This is a genomic window from Pedobacter changchengzhani (genome assembly GCF_004354365.1).
Lineage (GTDB): Bacteria > Bacteroidota > Bacteroidia > Sphingobacteriales > Sphingobacteriaceae > Pedobacter > Pedobacter changchengzhani.
This window is the reverse complement of record NZ_SJCY01000006.1, coordinates 42,726-65,222: the sequence shown is the minus strand read 5'-3', so window position 1 is coordinate 65,222 and position 22,497 is coordinate 42,726. Positions and strand designations below refer to the sequence as shown.

General features: G+C 35.1%; 17 protein-coding genes and 3 tRNA genes. 11 read left to right on the top strand and 9 right to left on the bottom strand.

What is annotated here, in order from left to right; all coding sequences use genetic code 11:
* Nucleotides 1-100 precede the first annotated feature (100 nt).
* Entirely contained in the window at nt 101-718 is a 618-nt protein-coding gene (gene recR, locus EZJ43_RS10095; RefSeq protein WP_133262590.1) for a recombination mediator RecR, read from the bottom strand.
* 149 nt (nt 719-867) lie between these two features.
* Between recR and EZJ43_RS10090 the strand changes: the two genes are divergently transcribed.
* Together EZJ43_RS10090 and EZJ43_RS10085 are read left to right on the top strand one after the other, a co-directional pair.
* Nucleotides 868-2,376 carry a sodium:solute symporter gene (locus tag EZJ43_RS10090; protein WP_133262589.1) on the top strand — a complete coding sequence of 503 codons (1,509 nt, stop codon included), beginning with the start codon at nt 868-870 and terminating at the stop codon, nt 2,374-2,376.
* 17 nt (nt 2,377-2,393) lie between these two features.
* Nucleotides 2,394-3,101: an LOG family protein gene (locus tag EZJ43_RS10085; RefSeq protein ID WP_133262588.1), complete on the top strand. Its 708-nt coding sequence runs from the start codon at nt 2,394-2,396 to the stop codon at nt 3,099-3,101.
* A 117-nt stretch (nt 3,102-3,218) separates the two neighbouring features.
* Here EZJ43_RS10085 and arsC read toward each other — a convergent pair whose 3' ends face one another.
* The 3 genes from arsC to EZJ43_RS10070 form a co-directional block, all read right to left on the bottom strand.
* The gene (gene arsC, locus EZJ43_RS10080) at nt 3,219-3,563 is read right to left on the bottom strand and encodes an arsenate reductase (glutaredoxin) (RefSeq protein ID WP_133262587.1); all 345 of its coding nucleotides are present in this window, start codon (nt 3,561-3,563) and stop codon (nt 3,219-3,221) included.
* Between the two features lie 11 nt (nt 3,564-3,574).
* Nucleotides 3,575-4,165: a DUF502 domain-containing protein gene (locus EZJ43_RS10075; protein ID WP_133262586.1), complete on the bottom strand. Its 591-nt coding sequence runs from the start codon at nt 4,163-4,165 to the stop codon at nt 3,575-3,577.
* 151 nt (nt 4,166-4,316) lie between these two features.
* The gene (locus tag EZJ43_RS10070) at nt 4,317-6,776 is read right to left on the bottom strand and encodes a bifunctional UDP-N-acetylmuramoyl-tripeptide:D-alanyl-D-alanine ligase/alanine racemase (protein ID WP_133262585.1); all 2,460 of its coding nucleotides are present in this window, start codon (nt 6,774-6,776) and stop codon (nt 4,317-4,319) included.
* A 59-nt stretch (nt 6,777-6,835) separates the two neighbouring features.
* Between EZJ43_RS10070 and EZJ43_RS10065 the strand changes: the two genes are divergently transcribed.
* The 3 genes from EZJ43_RS10065 to EZJ43_RS10055 all read left to right on the top strand — a co-directional run bounded on the left by EZJ43_RS10065 (nt 6,836) and on the right by EZJ43_RS10055 (nt 7,704).
* The gene (locus EZJ43_RS10065) at nt 6,836-7,321 is read left to right on the top strand and encodes a regulatory protein RecX (protein WP_133262584.1); all 486 of its coding nucleotides are present in this window, start codon (nt 6,836-6,838) and stop codon (nt 7,319-7,321) included.
* A 167-nt stretch (nt 7,322-7,488) separates the two neighbouring features.
* A tRNA-Gly gene (locus EZJ43_RS10060) sits at nt 7,489-7,561 on the top strand.
* 58 nt (nt 7,562-7,619) lie between these two features.
* A tRNA-Leu gene (locus EZJ43_RS10055) sits at nt 7,620-7,704 on the top strand.
* A gap of 260 nt (nt 7,705-7,964) precedes the next feature.
* Here the strand turns inward: EZJ43_RS10055 and EZJ43_RS10050 are convergent.
* The 3 genes from EZJ43_RS10050 to uxuA all read right to left on the bottom strand — a co-directional run bounded on the left by EZJ43_RS10050 (nt 7,965) and on the right by uxuA (nt 9,690).
* Nucleotides 7,965-8,041 (bottom strand) — tRNA-Arg (locus EZJ43_RS10050).
* 156 nt (nt 8,042-8,197) lie between these two features.
* A complete protein-coding gene (locus EZJ43_RS10045) occupies nt 8,198-8,428 on the bottom strand; it encodes a hypothetical protein (RefSeq protein WP_133262583.1) in 231 nt (76 codons plus the stop codon).
* An 86-nt stretch (nt 8,429-8,514) separates the two neighbouring features.
* Nucleotides 8,515-9,690 (bottom strand): mannonate dehydratase, encoded by a 1,176-nt coding sequence (gene uxuA / locus EZJ43_RS10040; RefSeq protein WP_133262582.1) that lies wholly within the window; start codon nt 9,688-9,690, stop codon nt 8,515-8,517.
* Nucleotides 9,691-9,848: 158 nt separating this feature from the next.
* Between uxuA and EZJ43_RS10035 the strand changes: the two genes are divergently transcribed.
* From EZJ43_RS10035 to nirK, 3 genes are all read left to right on the top strand, one after another.
* Entirely contained in the window at nt 9,849-10,874 is a 1,026-nt protein-coding gene (locus tag EZJ43_RS10035; RefSeq protein WP_133262581.1) for a LacI family DNA-binding transcriptional regulator, read from the top strand.
* An 87-nt stretch (nt 10,875-10,961) separates the two neighbouring features.
* Nucleotides 10,962-11,783: an MBL fold metallo-hydrolase gene (locus EZJ43_RS10030; protein ID WP_133262580.1), complete on the top strand. Its 822-nt coding sequence runs from the start codon at nt 10,962-10,964 to the stop codon at nt 11,781-11,783.
* 906 nt (nt 11,784-12,689) lie between these two features.
* Entirely contained in the window at nt 12,690-13,784 is a 1,095-nt protein-coding gene (gene nirK, locus EZJ43_RS10025; RefSeq protein WP_133262579.1) for a copper-containing nitrite reductase, read from the top strand.
* Between the two features lie 196 nt (nt 13,785-13,980).
* Here nirK and EZJ43_RS10020 read toward each other — a convergent pair whose 3' ends face one another.
* A complete protein-coding gene (locus EZJ43_RS10020; protein ID WP_133262578.1) occupies nt 13,981-14,631 on the bottom strand; it encodes a metal-dependent transcriptional regulator in 651 nt (216 codons plus the stop codon).
* Nucleotides 14,632-14,751: 120 nt separating this feature from the next.
* On the opposite strand from EZJ43_RS10020, the gene EZJ43_RS10015 reads away from it, so the two are divergent.
* From EZJ43_RS10015 to EZJ43_RS10005, 3 genes are read left to right on the top strand one after another with little or no spacing between them, the layout of a single operon-like run.
* On the top strand, nt 14,752-17,061 hold the full coding sequence (locus tag EZJ43_RS10015; protein WP_133262577.1) for a TonB-dependent receptor: 2,310 nt from the start codon (nt 14,752-14,754) through the stop codon (nt 17,059-17,061).
* 11 nt (nt 17,062-17,072) lie between these two features.
* Nucleotides 17,073-17,585 carry a thioredoxin family protein gene (locus tag EZJ43_RS10010; RefSeq protein ID WP_133262576.1) on the top strand — a complete coding sequence of 171 codons (513 nt, stop codon included), beginning with the start codon at nt 17,073-17,075 and terminating at the stop codon, nt 17,583-17,585.
* 10 nt (nt 17,586-17,595) lie between these two features.
* On the top strand, nt 17,596-18,084 hold the full coding sequence (locus EZJ43_RS10005; protein ID WP_133262575.1) for a tetratricopeptide repeat protein: 489 nt from the start codon (nt 17,596-17,598) through the stop codon (nt 18,082-18,084).
* A 178-nt stretch (nt 18,085-18,262) separates the two neighbouring features.
* Here the strand turns inward: EZJ43_RS10005 and EZJ43_RS10000 are convergent, their stop codons facing one another.
* Nucleotides 18,263-22,420 carry a hybrid sensor histidine kinase/response regulator transcription factor gene (locus EZJ43_RS10000; protein ID WP_133262574.1) on the bottom strand — a complete coding sequence of 1,386 codons (4,158 nt, stop codon included), beginning with the start codon at nt 22,418-22,420 and terminating at the stop codon, nt 18,263-18,265.
* Nucleotides 22,421-22,497 lie beyond the last annotated feature (77 nt).

Here is a 22,497-nt window from a genome sequence, read left to right as displayed (position 1 = left end):
GCCTAATTTTAATATCAACAAAAATAATAAAGGTAAATTTTTTACTCGATTGATACTTTGTTACTACGTGTTTAACAGCTAGATAATTCAATTTTGTTTTTTATCTCATCATTGCATTTTCATAAGGCACTCTTGTAATGATAGATCGACCTAAAGTAATCTCATCCGTATATTCGAGCTCGCCACCAAATGCAATACCCCGCGCAATTGTAGAAATGGGAATGTTAAAATCTTTTAATTTTTTATAGAGATAAAAAAGCGTGGTATCACCTTCCATGTTTGGACTTAGCGCTAAAATAACTTCTTTAATATCGCCCACGGCAACTCTAGCCACCAATCCATCAATAAATAAATCAGTTGGACCAATACCGTCCATCGGAGAAATTAAGCCACCAAGCACATGGTAAACGCCAAAATACTGACTCGTATTTTCTATTGCCATCACATCTCGGGTATCTTCAACAACACAAATAGTTGCTTGATCTCTTTTGTGCGATGTACAAATTTCACATATCGAAAAATCAGATATATTTCTGCAAATGGTGCAATTCTTAATCTCTTTTTTAAGTTTAATAAAAGTATTACCAAACTGATTAACTTCTTCCTGTTCTTTATTTAACAAATGCAAAACCAATCTCAAAGCTGTTTTCTGGCCAACGCCGGGCAACTTCGAGAATTCATTTACCGCATCTTCTAACAGTTTGGATGAAAAATTCATATTACAAAAATAGAGAAAAAACAATAATTAATGCGCCATAGAATATTCAAATAAAAACAATTTGAAGGCTAATTAACTAAAATGAATTTATAAAAACGAAATCCTTAACATTAATTGTAAATTGCTACTTTTAACCAAAAAACTATGCTATGTCGCCAACCATACTCTTAATTTTTTTAATTGCGTATTTTGTAATATTGATTGTAATTTCCCTGGTAACTTCAAAAAATGCATCAGATAATGCCTCATTTTTTATCGCCAACCGCAACTCGAAATGGTATTTAGTTGCTTTCGGGATGATTGGCACCGCACTTTCTGGCGTTACATTTATCTCCGTACCCGGAGAAGTTGGCGCGCCCGCTGGCAATCAATTTCAATACTTTCAGTTTGTTTTGGGCAATGCAGTTGGTTTTGTAATTATCGCCACGGTTTTACTGCCCTTATACTACCGGATGAAATTAACATCCATTTACAGCTATATTGAGCAAAGATTGGGGTATTACAGCTATAAAACTGCCGCTTCTATATTTTTATTAAGTCGTACACTTGGCTCTGCAACCCGATTGTACCTCGTGGTAATTGTTTTGCAACGCTTCATTTTTGATAATTATGGCATACCTTTTTGGTTAACGGTACTTATTTCGCTGGCTTTAATTTGGTCTTACACTTTTAAAGGTGGTTTAAAAACAATCATTATTACCGATACCCTGCAAACATTTTTTTTAGTGCTATCTGTATTTTTAACTATTTATTTTATTTGCAGGAGCTTAGATTTTAATATCCCCCAAGCTTTCGAGACGGTAAAAAATAGCAGCTATTCTAAAATTTTCTTTTTAGATGATTTTTTGGGCAGTAAATTCTACTTCAGCAAACAATTTATCGGCGGTATTTTTGTAACGATTGCGATGACGGGTTTAGACCAAGATTTAATGCAAAAGAACTTAAGTATGGGCACAATAAAGGAAGCGAAAAAGAACATGTTTACCTTTACCGGTGTATTTGTAATTTTAAACGTATTCTTTTTAAGCGTTGGCGCATTGCTCTATATTTTCGCTGCTAAAAATGGCATTGAAATTCCCTTAGATCATATAACAGGCAAGCCACGAACAGATTTATTGTTTCCCGAAATTGCCTTAAATCATTTAGGTGCAGTACCCGCAATTGTATTTATGTTGGGCTTAACAGCGGCTACATTTGCCACAACAGATTCTGCACTAACGGCGTTGACTACTTCTTTTTGTGTAGATTTTTTGGGCATGGATAAGGCAGACAAAGTAAATGCTACAAATGCGGTTAAAAAGCGCCATACGGTACACATATTTTTCTCCATATTGATGTTTTTGGTTATCTTAATCATCAACGCAATGAACAGTTCTTCGGTTGTGAGTTTAATCTTCACGATTGCGGCTTACACTTACGGACCACTTTTAGGTTTATACAGTTTTGGTTTATTTGTAAAAAAACGGGGTTTAAAGGATAAATTAGTTCCATTGGTATGCTTATTATCACCTTTTTTATGTTACTTGCTTGCAAGCAATTCAGTCAAACTTTTTGGAGGATATGTTTTTAGTGTAGAGCTCATTTTAGTAAATGGTTTAATTACGCTTTTAGGTTTGCTGTTGATCAGCCATAAAACTGATGCGCAAACGAAATTTTAACATTAGAATTACAGTATATGAATAGTGAAGAAAAAATTAGAAGTGCCTTTGAAAATAAAGATTGGCAAGAAATTAAGGTAACAGACAGTTGGCAAATTTTCAAAATCATGGCCGAATTTGTGGATGGTTTTGAGAAGTTAGCTAAAATTGGTCCTTGTGTAACCATTTATGGTTCGGCACGAACTGCAGAAACCAACCGATATTACAAACTAGCAGAAGAATGTGGCCGATTATTAACCGATAGAGGTTACGGTGTTATTACAGGCGGTGGTCCGGGTATTATGGAAGCTGGTAATAAAGGCGCTTATAATAATGGTGGAAAATCAGTTGGTTTAAACATCGAATTGCCTTTTGAGCAATTTCACAATAAATATATCGACCACAACAAACTTTTGGAATTTGATTATTTCTTTGTTCGTAAAGTGATGTTTATGAAATATAGTCAAGGTTTTGTGGTTTTACCCGGTGGATTTGGTACCATGGATGAACTTTTTGAAGCCTTAACGCTTATTCAAACTGGTAAAATTGCACGTTTTCCGATTGTTTTGGTAGGTGTTGCGTACTGGAGTGGTTTGGTAGATTGGTTAACAATTACGATGATGGCGATGGAACATAACATCCATAAAGAAGATTTGCAGTTGTTCCGTTTGGTTGATACTGCTGAAGAGGCTGCAGAACATATTTTCCGCTTTTACGATAAATATGTACTTAAACCGAACTTTTAAGTTGGGTTTAATTGCTTAAAATGATCAGCAAAAGCAATCGAACTTGAGCTTGTTGAGCGCCTTTACATTTGTTAAGGTTTTCGACAAGCTCAATAAAATTATTTTTAAATACGGGTTCTACATTAAAATTTCGTTCATTCTTTCTGTTGGTCTTGCAATAATTGCTTTATCTCCGTCGATTACAATTGGTCGCTCAATTAAAATGGGATTTGTAATCATCACCTCAATCCACTCGTTATCGCTCAGCGATTTATTTTTATACTTTTCGATGTAAACTTTCTCCGTTTTTCTAATTAAATCAACAGGCTTAAAATTTAATTTTTTCAAAATTGCAATAAGTTCAGTTTCGGTAGGTGGCGTTTCGAGGTAATTGATTACTTCAAAAGGTTGCCCACTTTTTTCTAGTTCAACTACAGCACATCTACTTTTGCTACACCTATTGTTATGAAAAATTTGAATCATTTTATTGGGTTTTAAAATCCACTTACACCACCACTTACCACTAATTTCATTGCATCTGAGGCGCTCATTTTCAAATCAGCAACCTTATCGCGTTTAACAATACAGAGTTGGCCCGCAAAAGAATACGAAAGCGGAAAATAGACAGCCACTTCATCAGGTAATTCGAGCTTTTTTAAATCATTTTGTGTTAAGAAACCAATTTTTTTTAAACCACCCTCAACCTCAACAAGTACCGGGTGATTGAATTTCTTTTCATCACCAACGAAAGCTTCTGTTAAATCTTTTATAGATGTGTAGATGAAATTAAGGAGCGGCAAACGGTGCATAACGCGATGAAACCAATTGTACATGGGCTCGGTAACTAAATTAGTTACAAAAATCCCTGCCAATAATATAATCGTAATAACGGTAAGCAAACCTAAACCGGGTATATTTCTACTTTCGCCAGTAACTGGATTTACGCCTAAAATATTGTTAACATTTAACCAGCTATCTACCGTAGTAACTGCCCAAACCACTATAAAAATACTCACCGCAATGGGCACAACAATTAATAAACCCTTAATTAAATAGTTTAAAATGGCTCTCCCGATTTTGTTCATGTTACAAACTTAGATAAAATTTGTTGAGTAAGATAGTTGTATATCGTTTAGTTGCAACTCGGTCATTATTTTGTTTATAAATCTAAAAACAAATATGCTCCCCAAAAAACCAATTCAACCAAAAAGCTAACAAACTAATCAACCAAAAAAACTAATCGTAAAAATAAACTCTTTTTACCCGTTGCGAAATATTGGTTAAAATTTCATAGGGAATGGTATTAATTTGTTTAGCTAGCGTAGCAATGTTGTGATCATGATTAAAAACAATTGCCTCATCGCCAGCTTTAACATCCAAACCTGTAACATCGAGCATCGTCATATCCATGCAAATAGAGCCGATGGTGTTTACGCTAATGCCGTTTATAACCATTGCACCAACGCCATTGCCAAAAGCTCTGCTATAGCCATCGGCATACCCTATTTTTACAGTTGCAATTTTGCCGTCTTCGGCCATCACTCCTCGCCTACTGTAACCCACGGTTTCACCTTTTTTTACTATTTTAACCTGCGTAACGGTTGTTTTTAGCACCATTGTAGTTTGTATATTGCGGTTATTCGGCAGGCCAGCATCAAAGCCGTACAAACCAATACCAAGCCTTACCATATCCATTTGCGCGTTTGGCCAACGGGTAATTGCAGCTGTGTTTGCGATGTGCAAAATAGGTTTGTAGCCCAAAACTGCAATTAATTTAGCTACAACATGCTCAAATTTATTTAGCTGAAGCTGTGTAAAACCATCATGCTCAGCTTCTGCGCTGGCAACTAAGTGAGAAAAAATACTCTCTATTTTAATTTTTTGGTTGTTTTTAATGAGGTTGATTAAGTCATTTAAGTCACAATCATCGAAACCCAAACGGTGCATACCTGTATCAATTTTAAGATGGATTGGATAAAGCGATGTCACATCATCTAACGCATTTAAAAACGCTTTTAGAATTTCTGTACTGTAAATTTCGGGTTCAAGTTTATGAGTTATAATGGCCTCGAATGCCGATTCTTGCGGACTCATAACCATAATGGGCAACGTAATTCCAGCTTTCCGCAGAGCGATACCTTCATCAGCATACGCCACCGCTAAATAATCTATTTTATGAAATTGCAACAAATTAGCAATTTCGAAGCTTCCGCTGCCGTAAGAAAATGCTTTTACCATAGCCATAATTTTAACCCTAGCTTCGGTTTTGGAGCGATAAAATTGCAAGTTGGCTACCATGGCATTTAAGTCTATCTCTAAAACGGTATCGTGTATTTTCTGCGTGAGTAGTTTACTTATTTTACCAAACTCGAAACGCCTCGCTCCTTTTACTAAAATGGTTTCGTGGTTAAATTGCCCATTGGAAAATGATTGGATAAATGCATCAGTATCTACAAAAAAAGCTTTTTCAAGCCGAAATAAATAAGCAAATTTCGAAATATGAGCGCCGATGCCAATTAGTCTATGCACTTTCTTTTGTTTTAATAAATCAGCAATTTCAGTATATAGTTTCTCATCTGCACGACCAGTTTCAAACAAATCCGACAGAATAACAGTTTTTTTTGGATGTTGATTTTGTTGATTTAGAAAATCGAGCGCGATGCCTAGCGAGGAAATATCTGCACTGTAAGAATCATCAATTATAGAACATTGGTTAATGCCATTTTTTAGTTCCAACCGCATCGTTACTGCACTCAACCTCGATAACCGATTACGAGATTCTTCGGCCGTATAGCCAAGCGATAATAAAGTTGCCCAACAAATAATACCATTTTCTATCGATGCTTTATCTTTAAAAGGCAAAACACAGTCAATATTTATACCATGATAAATGGCCTTTAAGGCGCACTTATCTTCAAAAAAATGTTCATCAATAACTTGTAAATCGGCTTTTTGCATACAGCTCCAAGTAAATTTATTTTTCGCAGGTAAATGCACTAAGTTAAATTCATCTACATAATCTGGCGAATAAATAAGCAGTTCGGCATTTTCAAAAAGTTTGAGTTTTTCTTTAAGTTTTTCTTCTTTTGATGAAAACCCTTCGGCATGCGCTTCGTTAATGTTGGTTAAAATCCCTATTTCTGGCCCAATAATTTTTTCTAAACTTCCCATTTCATTCAATCCAGAAATACCAGCTTCAAAAATTCCAAGGTTGTTATCGGCTGTTATGCCCCAAACCGATAACGGAACACCTATTTGAGAATTATAACTTTTTGGACTTCGAACGATGTTAAAATCTGAAGATAGTAACTGATAAAGCCACTCTTTAACAATTGTCTTTCCGTTACTCCCTGTTATCCCTATTGTTTTAAGGCTAAAACGATGGCGATGGAAAGTACTTAAGCTTTGCAATGCTTTCAATCCATCATTAACACATAAAAAATTACAGTCTTTATATAGTTCAATAAATTTGATATCCGTTATTACAAAATTTCTAACGCCTTGCTTGTAGGCATCTGGAATGAAATCGTGTCCATTGCGATGCGCATTTAAAGCAAAGAACAACGAACTTTCTGGCACCAAAACCGAACGGCTATCTATAACTAAATATTGAATAATAGCATCTTTGTTAATTAAATTAGCATCGGCATTTAAAATTTTAGCAATTTCGGCAATAGTATAAGTTGTGCTTTGCATGCTTTTTAGGTTCAGAAATATGATATTGATATTTATTTTACGAATTTCAGCAATTAATTATGAAAAGCGGTAAACAAGAGGTAGTATATTTAGATAAAAAACAAGCTTTGGCGAAAGCGGAGCATTTTTGCGTTTATCAAGAACGATCTCAAAAAGAAGTGCGTTATAAATTGGTAGAATGGGGAATTAGAGGGGATGAATTAGAGGAAATACTTGCGGAGCTGATTGTAAATAATTTTTTAAATGAAGAACGTTTTGCCAAAATTTATGTTTCGGGTAAGTTTAATATTAAAAAATGGGGCCGTATTAAAATTAAACAAGGTTTAAAATTGAAAGGTGTACCCGAAAGAATTTTGCAAAAAGCACTGTATAGTATGGATGATGACGATTATGAGCGCACTTTACGACATATAGCGGAGAAAAAAAGTGAAACTTTAACTGAAAAAGACAAAAATAAACGGAAGTATAAGCTAATTACATACCTGCAAAGCCGGGGTTTTGAGCTGGATTTAATTTATAGCGTGCTAAAACAAGACACAAATTAGGTGTTAATGCCAAGAATATAGCTTATAAACATAATTGCTCATTGTTGCTTGAAAATTTATTTCAATGATAAACAGCCAATTAAAGGAATAATTGAAATTTTTATAAAAAAGAATTTGGAAGACTTACAAATCTCACTATATTTGCATCACCAAAAACAAACGGTAATGCGAAAGTAGCTCAGTTGGTAGAGCACGACCTTGCCAAGGTCGGGGTCGCGAGTTCGAATCTCGTCTTTCGCTCTAAATGCCTTCCTACCAGGAGGCATTTAATTTTAGAAGCTGAATAAGCTTCTTTAAGGCTCGGATGGTGGAACTGGTAGACACGCAGGACTTAAAATCCTGTGCCCTCAACAGGCGTGCGGGTTCGATTCCCGCTCCGAGTACAGAAAAAATCGAAATTAGAAGCTACCCAAAAAGGTAGCTTTTTTTTTGCCACAAATTTTGGGTTTTTGGGGGCGAAAAAAAGGGATCAAGCAAAAAAGTTGGGGAGGAAAAAGATTTGATTTTTTTGTAGAAACAATAAGCTTTGGAATCTATCTTATTATCCTTGAACTGCCCGAAGGCTTGAGTAACTATTGCCAAAAATAACGCAACCCAACTTAAAAAAAAAAAGGCCTCTAGTTATAAACTAAAGACCTTTAAATGGTACCCCGGAAGGGACTCGAACCCCTGACCCTCGGTTTAGAAAACCGACGCTCTATCCAGCTGAGCTACCGAGGCTCATTTTTTAATGAGTTGCAAATATAGAAGTTCTATTGAATAAGAAAAAATATATTTCAACTATTTTAGCGTAGAAACGTAACCCATTTACAATCAATTATTTAATAACTTCATTGTAGTTTTTAAGGGTAAATTTCATCCAATTGTAAGCCCAAATTACGCATCTTCACCATTCCATTCGTCGTCATCTGCGTGTTTTACCTCGTCATGTACCGATGTTAAATTTTTAAATTCATCATGGTGGTAATTTCTTTCCGGATTTTCGGGCTGTCTATCGGCCACTACATTATCTCTACTATGGTGCTGGTGCGGTGGCGCAGGTAAGTCATCGTGAATAACCGATGGCTTTAGTATTGTCTTGCTTTTAGTCGGTTCATCTTCCATCATAATAAATTAACAAGTGGTATGGCAATCGGTTTTTAATTTGATGTTTAAAGCAAAATTCAAAATTACATCGGTAAATAAATTCAACACTAATAATTCCCTGTAACGCCAAGTTCTAACCCCCTAAGCTCGGCTAAACCCCTTAACCTGCCAATTGCAGAATACCCTGGGTTAGACTGCTTTTGAATATCATCGAGCATTTGGTGGCCATGATCTGGACGGAAAGGAATAGCGATAGTACGCGTGGCGTTTTCTTCGGATAAAGCCTTCATAATTTCATACATATTTACATCACCACCTAAATGATCGGCTTCGTAAAAACTGCCATCTTCATCTTTAGCTACGTTGCGCAAATGAGCAAAATATACCCGACTTTTTACAGCCTCAAAAATCTCTAAAGCATCGTTATTAACGCCAGCACCTAAAGAACCTGTACAAAAACAAACGCCATTAAAAGGCTGGTCAACTGCTAAAAGTAGATCATTAAAATCTGCTAAAGAACTTGCTATTCTTGGTAAACCTAAAATTGGGTAAGGTGGATCATCCGGGTGAATGGTCATTTTGATGCCTTCTTTTGTGCATACATCTGCAATAGCCGATAAAAAATAAAACAAATTCTCTTTTAAGCCCTGCGTACCGATTATTTTGTACTCTTTTATACTATTGCGCAAGGTTTCTAACTCTATTTCCTTTTCGTTAGGGATGCCCATTAATACGTTAATTCTTAAATCATCAAGCTGAGATTGGTTTAAGGTTACAAATTTATCTTCGGCACGTTTTAATATCGAAGCTGAATAATCTGCCTTGGCATCATCACGTTTCAAAATATAAATATCGAAAATAGCTAGATCTATCCAATTAAAATATAAGGCCTTAGATCCGTCAGTCATTTCCAAATCCAACTGGGTACGCGTCCAATCTAAAACAGGCATAAAGTTATAGCAAATGGTTTTAATGCCTGCCTGCGCTAAGTTTTTTAAAGATGTTTTATAGTTTTCGATAAATTGATCGGCATCTGCCCTTCTGGTTTTTATGGCTTCGTGCACGGGAACGCTTTCTACTACCGACCAAGTTAATCCGGCGTTTTCTATTATTGCTTTCCGCTCTAAAATATCAGCCAAAGGCCAAATATCGCCATGCGCAATATGATGGAGGGCGGTTACAATACCAGTTGCGCCCGCTTGCTTTACATCTTGTAAACTTACCGGATCGTTAGGCCCGTACCAGCGCCAAGTTTGTTCTAATTTATTATATTTTGTGTTCATATCGGTATAATCAATTATATGGTTTAATTTTTACTGAACGAATTTAATGATATACAATCAGTTTTAATGCTTATTTTTCTCTCAACTGATAAATTATTTCAAAAAGCGATTTCAATCGTTTGAAATTATTCATGTTTTTTTGGTAAAATTGCGTAGAGATGGAAAAGTTAAATAAGCATGTACCGATAACCCTAAAATTTTTGGCCGAAAAACTAAAAATGTCGGTTTCTACCGTATCAAAAGCTTTAAACAACTACCCTAGCATTAACGATTATACCAAGAAAAGAGTGCTGGAGTTGGCAAAAGAATTAAATTTTACGCCAAACAAATCTGCAATAAACTTAAAGGATCGAAAAACCAGAATTATTGGCATTATTTTGCCTAATCTGTTGGATTATTTTTTCAATCGAAGTATTTATGGTATTGAGCAGTTTGCCATGAAGCATGGTTATAACGTTATTATCAGTCAATCTCACGATGAGTTTGAAAAGGAAGTGACACTGGCTAATATGCTGTTAAAAACATGTGTTGATGGATTAATTGTAGCCATATCGCAACACACGCAAAATTTTGATCACCTAGATCAATTTGAAAGAATGGGTACACCTGTTGTTTATTACACACGAAACCCGAGTTTTAATTTGAATTGCCACAAAGTTTTTGGAAACGGTTTTCAAGGCTCTTATTTAGCTACAAAGTTTTTAATAGATAGAGGCCATAAAAAAATAGCGTATTTGGGTGGACCAAAAATGATAAATTTTACCCACGATCGTTTTAAAGGTTATATAAATGCATTGAATGATGCTGGGATTTCGTTTGAACAGAACCTAGTGGCTTACACAAATTTTGATAACGAACATACTATTGAAGCGATTAAAAGCCTTTTTGTTGACACCAACGAAATGCCCACGGCGCTTGTTGCTTATAAGGAGCCAATACTTTTCGATGCGCTAAAGTACCTAAAGCAAATTGGCCACCCGCGGTTTAGTGAAATAGAATCGGTAGGTTTTGGAAATACACCGTTAATTAATTATTTGGCTGATCCGCCAATTGCATCTATCGAAGAAAATCCGGAAGGCGTTGGTGAAAAAGCGATTGAATTGCTGTTAAAATTAATTGGTAAAGAAATTGAAATGGAAGATTACCAAAAAGTAATGGTTAATTGCAAATTAGTAATTCATTGATATACAAAACATTGATTAAAGTTATTAACATAAATTTTTAACGGAGGTTTTTAACGGGATTAAATAAGCGCTATCTTTGATTTCAGCATGGCACTTTATTTTTCATCTATAAATTCGGGCAGTAACGGCAATTGTTATTATGTAGGTAACGATACAGATGCGGTGCTGATCGATGTAGGTATTTCCTGTAAGGAAGTTGAAAAAAGGATGAATCGTTTAGGTTTATCCATAGATAAAGTAAAAGCAATTTTCATTTCGCACGAGCACAGCGACCACATTAAGGGTTTAGAAGTTTTTGCAAATAAATATAATTTACCAGTTTACATTAACAACGCCACTTTAAAAAATAGCCGTTTAAGTTTAAGTAAAGATTTTACGTTTTCTTTTAACGAAAGCATTATAGAAATTGGCAATTTAAAAGTGCACGCATTCTCTAAATTTCATGATGCCGCCGATCCATATAGCTTTGTGGTAGAATATCAAGATTATCGCGTTGGTGTTTTTACAGATATTGGCTCAGTTTGCCACAAATTAATTAAACACTTTAAAATTTGCCACGCAGCCTTTTTAGAAGCCAATTACGACACTAAAATGCTTGAAGAAGGGCGATATCCTTATTTTTTAAAACATAGAATTACTGGTGGGAAAGGTCATTTATCAAATGATGAGGCTTTACAACTTTTCAGAAACCACAGCGCTTCTTACATGAGTCATTTGCTGTTAAGTCATTTATCGAAAGATAACAACGAACCTACATTGGCAGAAAACATGTTTAAATGCGTAGCCGGCAATACCATGGTTAGCGTTGCTTCGCGATTTAAAGAAAGTCCTTTATATTTTTTAGGCGTACAGGAAAATCATTTTCTGGCAGTGGCTCAACAAGAAGTTATTCAACTTAATTTATTTTAGAAATGAGGCTGTCTCAAAACAACAAATTGAGAACACATAATGGAATTAAATTTGGCGTTATCGTCATGCTCAGCTTGTTCAGATAGCTATCGGAAGGGTAGCCTAATGCTTCAGCAGGAAGCTATTTCGTAGCCTTTCCACAGCATTACGATTCCCGTTTTCACCTGCTTGCAGCAGGCAAGCGGGAATGACGGTTTCGCAAAATATTATTCTGAGAATGAGATTCCAAAAATGATTATGAGACAGCCTCATTGGTTTCACAACCTAATTTTTTGACTTTTATAATGCCTTAACTGAAATTAACGGCAACGATTTTATTTAATGGTGCTTAAAAGAGCTTTTATCTGAAAAGATTAAGCTCTTTTTTTATATTTCTTACTTTTTTAGAACAAGCGGAGTCTTTCGCTGAAGTTTAGCGTTGTATTTCCCGAGAAGTCAGGACGTGCTGTTCCTCGCCAAGACGACCGATTAGACCATCCTCGCGAGGAAGATTGACGAAGCAATCTCATTCAGGAAGGCGTTTAATCAAGTTTAATTATCGAGATTAGGTTTTAAGCAACGTTTTGTCGAAGAATCTAAGCAATAAATTTTACTACCCATTTCTTCTAAACTTAATTTAGATCGCAATTGAATAATAAACACGCTAAATATCGAAGCAAAATCACACCGCAATTTTAAATAAAATAAAATATTTATAATAAAATTACACCAATAAAAAAGCCTATTTTTGATTACCCTAAGATTTAAAAATTTGACAAAGACAAGCGTCTAAACCAAATTATTCAAAAAAATTATATAATCTTATCGAATTTTTCGTCCGTCGAAATTAGTGCTAAAATCAGATTCTTCTCGGAATCAAAAAAAAATATTTCAAAGCAAAATCTAATCTTCACTAAAAAAAACATCATGAAAATTCTTTTTATTCCGCTTATTATATGCGTTATAAGCGCATGCAATCAAAGCAAATCGACCAACCAAGCACAAAGTGAAAAAGAAAATATAGGCAATTTAAAGCACGTTACACAGCAGTTAGTTGCCCCGCCCTATTTACCAAAATATGATCAAATTGCTTCTGGAGATCCTGTAGTGGTAGATGTGAAGTTGACTATAGCGGAGAAGAAATTAGAAATTGCACCCGGTGTTAAAATATGGGCACTTACGTTTAATGGTTCTGTTCCCGGCCCTATGATTGTTGTTCATCAAAATGATTATGTGCAACTCACACTTATTAATCCTTCAACCAATTCACTTACACACAATATCGATTTTCATGCGGCAACAGGTGCAATGGGTGGTGGAGATTTATCTTTAGTTAATCCCGGACAACAGGTTACCATAAGATTTAAAGCGACAAAAGCAGGCGTTTTCATCTATCATTGTGCTCCGGGAGGAATTATGGTGCCTTTACACGTAACCTCTGGCATGAATGGCGCAATTATGGTTTTACCCCGTGAAGGATTAAAAGATGAAAAAGGTAATGCTGTACACTATGACAAAGCTTTCTACATTGCCGAGCAAGATTATTATGTACCCAAAGATGCTAATGGAAAATATAAAGAATACGAAACACCCGGTGCTGGTTTCGATGATATGACGAAAGTGTTTAAAACCTTAACCCCAACGCATTTGGTATTTAACGGTGTAACAGGTGCGTTAACGGGAAAAAATGCGCTTACCGCAAATGTAGGCGATAAAGTATTATTTATTACCTCACAAGCAAACAGAGATACCCGTATTCATTTAATTGGCGGACATGCAGATTTAGTTTGGCTAGGCGGTTCCTTTAATGATAAACCTGCAACAAATTACGAATCTTGGCCAGTTGTTGCAGGATCTGCCGTAGCTGCACTTTACCAATTCAAAGAACCAGGAATGTATGCCTACCTAAATCATAATTTAATCGAAGCGTTTGCTTTTGGGGCTGTCGCTCAAATAAAAGTGAAAGGGAATTGGGATGATAATTTGATGAAACAGATTACTAAACCTGAAAAGATAAATTAGTTTTTGATTGGATGCTTCTATCTATAGTCACTTCTACGGCTACCAAAGGATACTTTTGGCATAACAAACAAATCTCTTAATTTGAGTAATTAACGATAATCAATTACCCAATGCTCCTTAATAAACTACACCCAGAGGCTGCCTTTTTAATGCAGCCTCCTCTTTTTTGTTAACGAATTTGACTAACGCATATTTACTATTTTACAAAAATACTATTTGCCAACTTTTCAGATACCGTACATTCTTTATCATCGATTAAAATAATTAAAGAATTATCAAACGAAATAATTTCCTTAATATAAATTTTCGATCCTATAACGATGGAAAGTTGATTTAGATATTTTAAAAATGCTGGAGAAGTGTCTTTAACAGATACAACTTTACAAGTATCACCTTGTTTTTTATCGGCTAACAGAATTTTTGAAACCTCAGGAATATTTCCATTAGCTTTTGGAATTGGATCTCCGTGTGGATCGAATTGCGGAAATTCTAAAAATTTATCCAATCGATCTGCCAATTCGGGGTTTTTGATGTGCTCTAACTGCTCCGCCATTTCATGCACTTCATCCCAAGTATATTTTAACTTTTCAAAAAGAAAAACTTCCCACAACCTATGTTTCCGAACAATGTTTATAGCTAGTTTATTTCCTTGTGGCGCTAATTTAGCGCCAATTTTCTTATCGTAGCTGATTAATTTCTTCTCTTTCAGCTTTTTAAGCATATCAATAACAGAAGCTGCATTCACTTCCATTTCATCGGCAATTGCCGTAGCAGAAATTTTATCCAAATTATTTTGAGCTAGTTTGAATATTGCTTTTAAGTAATTTTCTTCTGTAAGTGTTTGCACTATTTTATCGTTTCCACAAACATAATCAATTACTTTGTGTTTAAAAATTAGACTAGCCTAATTTTAAATGTATTATTAATAAAATTAAATATATACATTTGACAAAATTTAAAAACTTATATGAAACAAATACTTATACTTTTATCACTATCATTAGTAACGCTCACCTCCATGGCACAAACCGGAAATTTATCTGGCCATGTTAGTGCTGGAGAAATCATGTTGCCTTCTGCCACTATCGCCATCCAAAAAACTAAAATGAAAACTTCTTCGGATAGTTTAGGTCATTACGATTTTTATAAAATCCCTGTGGGCACTTATAAAATTTCGGTATCAACTGTGGGCTACAGAAGAGCCGAGCAAACTATAACCGTTAAAGAAGGTGAAAACAACATTTTAGATTTCAACCTTATTTCCAATGATAATTCCTTAGATCAGGTGGTTGTAACCGGAACGAGAACACCAAAAAGAAGAACAAATTCGCCTGTTATTGTAAACTTAATTAACAGTAAAACTTTAGATCAAGTGGTTGCAACCAGTTTATCTGAAGGATTGCGGTTTCAACCTGGATTACGTGTTGAAACCGATTGCCAAACTTGTAATTACTCACAATTAAGAATAAATGGTTTACAAGGGGGTTATTCTCAAATCTTAATTAATAGTAGAGCGATTTTTAGTCCCTTAATGGGTCTTTACGGAATGGAGCAAATCCCTACAAACATGATCGATCGAATTGAAGTTGTACGTGGCGGGGTTTCTGCACTATATGGCTCAAGCGCAATTGGTGGCACTGTAAACGTGATTACTAAAATCCCTACTTCAAATACGTATGAGTTTACAAATACCTACCAACTTATTGATGGACAGGCATCAGACAATTTAATTACCGGAAACTTATCGTTGGTTAACGAAGCTAGAAATGCAGGCGTAAGTGTATTTGTGAACAATAGAAACCGAGATCATTATGATGCCAATGGCGATAATTTCTCGGAACTGCCTCAATTAAAAGACAATACTTTTGGCGCAAATTTTTTCTTCAAACCAGCAAAAAACCAAAAACTCGAACTGAGTTTGAGTAGTATTTACGAATACCGTTTTGGCGGCGAAAATGTGAAAAAAGCAGCCTATTTAGCACAACAATCTGAAGAAAGAATGCACAACATTTTAATGGGGAGTGCTGATTATTCGATAAGTTTTAACGATGATAAAAACTCGCTAAGTTTCTATTACGGCGGTCAAAAAACCGATAGAAAGCACTATACAGGAATTATCCCTGATGGTGATATTGAGAAACAAGCATTTTTCGCTAATCCGCCTTATGGTACTTCAGATGTAATTACACACCAAGGTGGCGTACAGTTTAATAATAAATTTAAAAGGTTTTTAGGTGGCGAAGCAACCCTTACCGCTGGTACGGAATATGTGTACGATGCCGTATTCGACGAAATTGAAGCCTATCACTATGAGATAGACCAAAAAACAAAAAATATTGGTGCTTTTGTTCAAAATGATTGGGACATCACACCAAAATTAAATTTTTTAGCAGGGTTTAGAGTAGATAAACACAACTTAGTAGATCATGCAATTGTAAGTCCGAGGTTATCATTGCTTTATAAATTTAAAGAAAACACTCAATTTCGATTAGGTTGGGGAACCGGATTTAGAGCGCCACAAGCTTTCGATACCGATTTACACATTGCTTTTGCAGCAGGTGGGGTTTCTCGTATTTCGTTAGCGCCTGGCTTAAAAGAAGAAAAATCGAACAGCTTTACAGGTTCTGTTAATTATGATAAAGCATCAGAACATTTTATTGCAGGGTTTACCTTAGAAGGATTTTACACAAAATTGAAAGATGCTTTTTTCCAATTCCCTTTGGGTGAAGATCAATTTGGAAAGATTTTCGAAAAAAGAAATGGCGATGGCGCAACTGTTAAAGGGATAACGATTGAAACTAGAGCAAATTTTGATTATGTGGTTCAAGTTGATGCAGGCTTTACCATTCAATCTAGCCAATTTAACACGCCGGTAGTAAACATTGAGGGCTTAGAAGCAAAAAAAGAATTTTTGCGTGCGCCTAACCATTATGGTTATGCAACCGTAGCCTATACACCCACAAAAAATTGGAGCATAAGTGCTAATGCAGTTTACACAGGTACGATGTTACTCTCTCACTTTGCTGGCGTAGGCACAGGCCAAAATGTGGATGAATATTTTACTACACCAACTTTTACAGATTTAAGCTTAAGAGTAGGACACACATTTAACTTAACCAAAATTGAAAGCGGTATTGAGGTTTTTACAGGCATGAAAAACATTTTTAATTCGTACGAAAAAAACTTTGATTTAGGAAAAAATAGAGATAGTAATTTTATTTACGGTCCGAATTTACCCCGAACAGTTTTCATCGGATTAAGATTGAAATCAATTTAATAATATAAGTTATGAGAAATTTATGCAGCTTATTTTTTCTGTTTATCTGTGCTTTAGTCGTGAATATTAATCATGTAAATGCACAAACTATAAAAGAGATTAATTGGATAAATTTCTCACAACTTAATGATTCGTTAAAAGTTAAACCCAAAAAAGTTTTTATAGATTTTTATGCCGATTGGTGTACGTATTGTAAAGAAATGGATAAGACTACCTTCAAAAAAGATGAAGTAATCGATTTGTTGAATCGAGAATATTATGCGGTAAAAATGAATGTTGAAACCCGAGACACGATAGTTTTTGGCGACCAAATGTTCGTGAATAAAAGACAACATAAAATTAATCCCATACACGAAATTGCACAACTGATGGCTGGTAGAAGCGACAAACCATTTTCTTTACCTGCTTATGTGGTGTTGGATAAGGATTTTGTTGCACAAGCAAGGTATTTTCAGTTTTTAGACGATAAAGCATTGGTAAATATTTTATCCGATTCGAACAAAAAATATTTAGGAAGTAAATAAAAAAACAAATATGTCGTATTCAGAATTTAAAAATACAGAAAGAAATTGGAGTAATTTAACTGAGAAAGGTAATTTGCTCTATCAACAGGGCGAACATAACGCTGCCTTGCAGTTTTATCAACAAGCACTTTTTTTTAGCGAAAGCATGATTAGAAATGTAGAAGATGCAGAAAATCTGAATATCCAGATTGCTTCGCCATTTTTTGTTTCTTGCTTAAATATTGCCAACAACTATTGGATAATTGGCGATTTAAAAAAGGCGGGAGAATATTTCTTCTACAATGTTTGGCATTTAAAAATGCTGAGTATGAGAGATGGTATTTCACCAGCAATGTACCAGCAAGCCATTAAAAATTGGGAGAAGGCGATATTAACCTTGGTAGATTTTCATGATAAAACCAATCAACCACTAAAAGTTGATTTTTTAAAAGATGAAACTTATGAAATGATTAAGCAAACTAGCGCAAAATTAGTGAATAAACAAATCCATTTAAATTAAAATGGGTCAATTTGCAAATAAGCCTATTTTAAAGGTTTCAATCTGGTTAATATCTGCAATTATTTTGGTGTTGAATCTATACTTACTATACGATACGTTTTTTTAATAAACACAATAAATAATCTAGATGGTTTTATTGGGAATAAATTGGTTACTAAGTACTTAACTAATCTATTCCCTATTCTCCGCTCTTGTTCTTTTTAGAAATCTCTTTTGGTGTTTTATTATACTGCTCCTTAAAACATTTCCTAAAATAATCAGTATCACTAAAGCCAACCATATAGCCAACTTCGCTAACGCTATAATTTCCAGTTTCTAAATATTGGTGTGCTTTTTTAAGTCTTACCGACCGTATAAATTCTATTGTAGTTTGATTGGTTAAGGCCTTAATTTTTCGGTATAAAGTTACCCGGCTCATAAAAACTTCTTTACCTAGTTCTTCTACACTTAGCGTAGGTTCGGCCATGTTGTTTTCTATGTATGCCATCACTTTGTCTAAAAAAAGCTCATCGGGCAACGTAATTGCCATATTTGTTGGTTGCAACGTAACCTCACGTTTATATCTTTCTCTAAGCTGTTGGCGCGAAGCCAATAAATTCCACACCCTTGCTTCTACCACTTTAATACTAAAGGGCTTAGTTATATAATCATCTGCCCCGGTTTCTAAACCTTCTATTTTGTACACTAAAGGCGTTCTGGCAGTGAGTAAAATGATCGGAATGTGACTTGTGCGGTTATCACGCTTTAAAGTGCTGCACAAAATGGTGCCACTCACTTCGGGCATCATCACATCACTAATAATAATATCCGGTAAACTTAAAATCGCTTTCTCAATTCCTTCCTTCCCATTAACGGCAGTCAAAACCGAAAATCTATCTTCAAAATGCGAAGTTAAGAAACGCATCACTTCATGGTTATCCTCAACAATTAACAAAATCGGTACCTCACCGTTTCTGGCTGAAATAACTTCTTCTCGCGTTGCATCCAATAAGGCTGAAGAAATTGGCGCGTCATCCGCTAACTGATAAGCCTCAATGTTTTCGCTATCTTTATAGTCGGCAATAATTTCATCCTCCCGAAGGTGATTTTTACCCAATGGTACTTTAATGGTAAAACGTGTTAATCCTGCTCCGCTCCCATTTTCTTCTGTACTTTCTGCCGTAATACTACCGTGATGTAATTCTACTAATGCTTTGGTAAAAGTTAATCCGATGCCAGAACCATACCTATTATATCCATCTTTGTCATAATGGCTAAACTGATCGAAAATTTTATCGATATTCTCTTTAGGTATGCCTAAACCATTATCTTCAACAATTATAGATACGAAGCCAACGTTACTATCTAGTTTATCTTCCTCAATATAAATGGTAATCGCACCACCCGGTTTAGTAAACTTTAAAGCATTTGAAAGCAAGTTATAGGTTATTTTTTCAAACTTATCCCTATCAAACCAAAGCCTCACACTTTTTTGAGTAGATTTTGCCGTCAATTTTATTTTTAAATGGGTTGCGTACGAATCGAAAGCAAAAGCAACTTCTCTTACAAAGCGTACAATATTTCCCTCTGAGGCTTGAAGAAGCATTTTACCACTCTCAAATTTTCTAAAATCCAACAACTGATTAATTAACCGCACCAAATGCTCGCCATTTCGCTTCATCAGCATCAGCTGATTTTGCATTCTATTGTTACCTGTATTGCTATCTAACAATTTTTCTAGCGGAGAGAGAATAAGTGTTAATGGCGTTTTAATTTCGTGAGATATATTGGTAAAAAAGTTAAGCTTCCGTTGGTATAAATCCAAGTCATTTTCCCGTATTCGAGATTCTAAAACCAGCTCATTTTTCAGCGATGCTGTTTTTAAAGAGTAAGAATAATAGAGATAAAGTAGGCCAACGATAACGATTGCATAAGCCAAATACGCCCACCAACTTTCGAACCACGGTGGCAACACCACAATTTCTAATGTTGTTGGGGTTTCATTCCATACGCCATCATTGTTGGCAGATTTTACTTTGAAAACGTATTTTCCCGCGTTTAAGTTGGTGTAGGTCGCAATCCGCTGATTATCTACATAATGCCAATCATCATCTTCAAACCCCTCTAATTTATACGCATAGCTATTTTTGCTTGGGTTGATGAAGTTTAAGGATGCAAACTTTAAACTAAAGAAAGCTTGATCGCTCGACAAGGTTATTTTCTTTGTTTCTCCAATAGTTTCTGTAAGTGGTGAGTCTTCGGTTAATTGATTTACAATTTTATTTTTGATTAACAATTCGGTAAGCACAACCTTTGGCTTATAGGTGTTTTTTATAATTTTGGAGGGAAAGAAAGTTGTCAACCCGTTAATTCCTCCAAAAATTATTTCTCCGTTTTTGGTTACTGCAACAGCATTAGCTGAAAATTGATTGCCTTGCAAACCGTCTGAAATGGCATAATTTTTTACTGAATACATTTTCGGCGATAGCGGAAAAGCAAAGTTTTGTAGTGCAACCTCCGACAGACCTCGGTTGGTGCTTACCCAAATATTACCAGCTTTATCTTCTGTTATTGCATGTATAAAATCGTTAGATAATCCATTTTTTGCAGAGATTGAATAGAATTTGTTGGTTTTTTGATCCAAAATATTGAGACCACCACCTTTAGTACCCAGCCAAAGTCGGTTTTTCGAATCCCTAAAAATTGCATTTACCGCATTATTGTTAATACTAAAAGGGTTATTGCCATCATACTCAAAGTGCCTAAAATCACCAGCATTGGATAAAAAATTTAATCCATTTTCGGTACCAATCCACAATTCATTATTGGCGGTGCTTAGTAAACTAAAAATGGTATTACCGCTTAATTTACCTTTTTGTTTCACATAATTGGTTGAGCCGCCATTTTTATCTAGCAAGACCAAACCTTGTCCATCGGTTCCCACCCACAACCCTTTTTCGTTTCTGGTAATCGCAAAAATTTGTCGATTTGCGGTTTTGCTAATTCGAACTAAATTTATTTCTTTTGTTGCGCCAGTAGCAATATTTAAAGCCACCAAACCATCATAAGTACCTATCCAAATGGTATTTTCGCCATCTTTAAAAAGAGATTTTATAATATTATGTTTACCGCCAGCAATATTAATTTTTTTGTAAATACCAGCTTTTCGATCGATAAAATTTAAACCGCCACCTTCTGTTCCCACCCAAATTTTCCCATCATTAGTTGCTATAACTGCGCCAACAACAGGAAAATTTAAGCCTGGATTATCTGCGAGTTGCTCACTTATCGTGGTAAAATTTACGTTTTGTGGACTATACATATTCAAGCCGCCAGAAAAAGTACCCAACCAAAAATTGCCAGCATTATCGCTCATAATATGCCGAATGGAATTATGACTTAGGGAATTATCATCATACTTATTATATTGATAATTGGTAACGGTTTGGGTATTGGTTTGTAGTACACTTAATCCATCTCTGGTGCCAATCCAAAGTTCTTGATCTGATTTAAAGAACAAATCTCTAATTACGTTCCCAGCTATACTATTTTTTTGTAAAGGATCGTACCTATAATTTATAAATTGCTGGTTGTTAACATTATAACGAAATAAACCTTCGCCATCGGTACCGAAATAATAGTTACCACTTTTATCTTGTTTTATTACTTTAACGGATCCATTACGCAACTGCAAATTTGCTTCTATTGCAGGTGGTAGGCTTAAATACGTTTTCTTTACGGGATCAAAAAGCCTCAAATCGTTGCCAATACTAATCCATAAATGATGTGCTGTGTCTTCGAAAATTGTTCTAACTTTATTTAAATCGGCAGGGTTTTGAATATTGTTGCTGTAGAAATTGGTTAGCCTTTTCGAGGTTCTATCATAAAGCTTAAAACCACCTAAAGTACCAATCCAAAAATTACCTTTAAAATCTTCTAATAATGAAGTTACAAAATAATCTAATTCGCCACTTTTACCGCCAACCACCGGCACCCGAACAAAACGATTTTTACTTTTATCGTAAAAATTTAATCCATTAGCAGTACCAACCCAAATAGTGCCAAATTTATCTTCCAATAAAACGTTTATTTTACTGCTATTTAAGCTATATTCATTATTATTTTCGTGCTTATAAATCGTAAAATCATAACCATCGAATTTATTTAAACCATCTTCCGTCCCGACCCAAAGAAACCCTTGCCGATCTTGAATGATAGAAAAAACGGTATTTTGAGATAAACCATCGTTTGTGCTATAGTGTTTAAAAGCCAACTTATTTTGTTGGGCAAAAACATTAAAGTTTAACAATAGTAATCCTATAAAAAAGTAGAAAAACTGATAACGAAAAAGTTTCATAAATAGGCCAATCTTAATTTAGATTGCGATTAATTAACAAAAGCCTACAATTTAAGTATTTTGTGAGTTAAAACTAA

Coding starts and splice junctions, on each gene's coding strand:
- recR (WP_133262590.1), bottom strand. CDS start 718: ATGAATTTTTCATCCAAACTGTTAGAAGATGCGGTAAATGAATTCTCG.
- EZJ43_RS10090 (WP_133262589.1), top strand. CDS start 868: ATGTCGCCAACCATACTCTTAATTTTTTTAATTGCGTATTTTGTAATA.
- EZJ43_RS10085 (WP_133262588.1), top strand. CDS start 2,394: ATGAATAGTGAAGAAAAAATTAGAAGTGCCTTTGAAAATAAAGATTGG.
- arsC (WP_133262587.1), bottom strand. CDS start 3,563: ATGATTCAAATTTTTCATAACAATAGGTGTAGCAAAAGTAGATGTGCT.
- EZJ43_RS10075 (WP_133262586.1), bottom strand. CDS start 4,165: ATGAACAAAATCGGGAGAGCCATTTTAAACTATTTAATTAAGGGTTTA.
- EZJ43_RS10070 (WP_133262585.1), bottom strand. CDS start 6,776: ATGCAAAGCACAACTTATACTATTGCCGAAATTGCTAAAATTTTAAAT.
- EZJ43_RS10065 (WP_133262584.1), top strand. CDS start 6,836: ATGAAAAGCGGTAAACAAGAGGTAGTATATTTAGATAAAAAACAAGCT.
- EZJ43_RS10045 (WP_133262583.1), bottom strand. CDS start 8,428: ATGATGGAAGATGAACCGACTAAAAGCAAGACAATACTAAAGCCATCG.
- uxuA (WP_133262582.1), bottom strand. CDS start 9,690: ATGAACACAAAATATAATAAATTAGAACAAACTTGGCGCTGGTACGGG.
- EZJ43_RS10035 (WP_133262581.1), top strand. CDS start 9,849: ATGGAAAAGTTAAATAAGCATGTACCGATAACCCTAAAATTTTTGGCC.
- EZJ43_RS10030 (WP_133262580.1), top strand. CDS start 10,962: ATGGCACTTTATTTTTCATCTATAAATTCGGGCAGTAACGGCAATTGT.
- nirK (WP_133262579.1), top strand. CDS start 12,690: ATGAAAATTCTTTTTATTCCGCTTATTATATGCGTTATAAGCGCATGC.
- EZJ43_RS10015 (WP_133262577.1), top strand. CDS start 14,752: ATGAAACAAATACTTATACTTTTATCACTATCATTAGTAACGCTCACC.
- EZJ43_RS10010 (WP_133262576.1), top strand. CDS start 17,073: ATGAGAAATTTATGCAGCTTATTTTTTCTGTTTATCTGTGCTTTAGTC.
- EZJ43_RS10005 (WP_133262575.1), top strand. CDS start 17,596: ATGTCGTATTCAGAATTTAAAAATACAGAAAGAAATTGGAGTAATTTA.
- EZJ43_RS10000 (WP_133262574.1), bottom strand. CDS start 22,420: ATGAAACTTTTTCGTTATCAGTTTTTCTACTTTTTTATAGGATTACTA.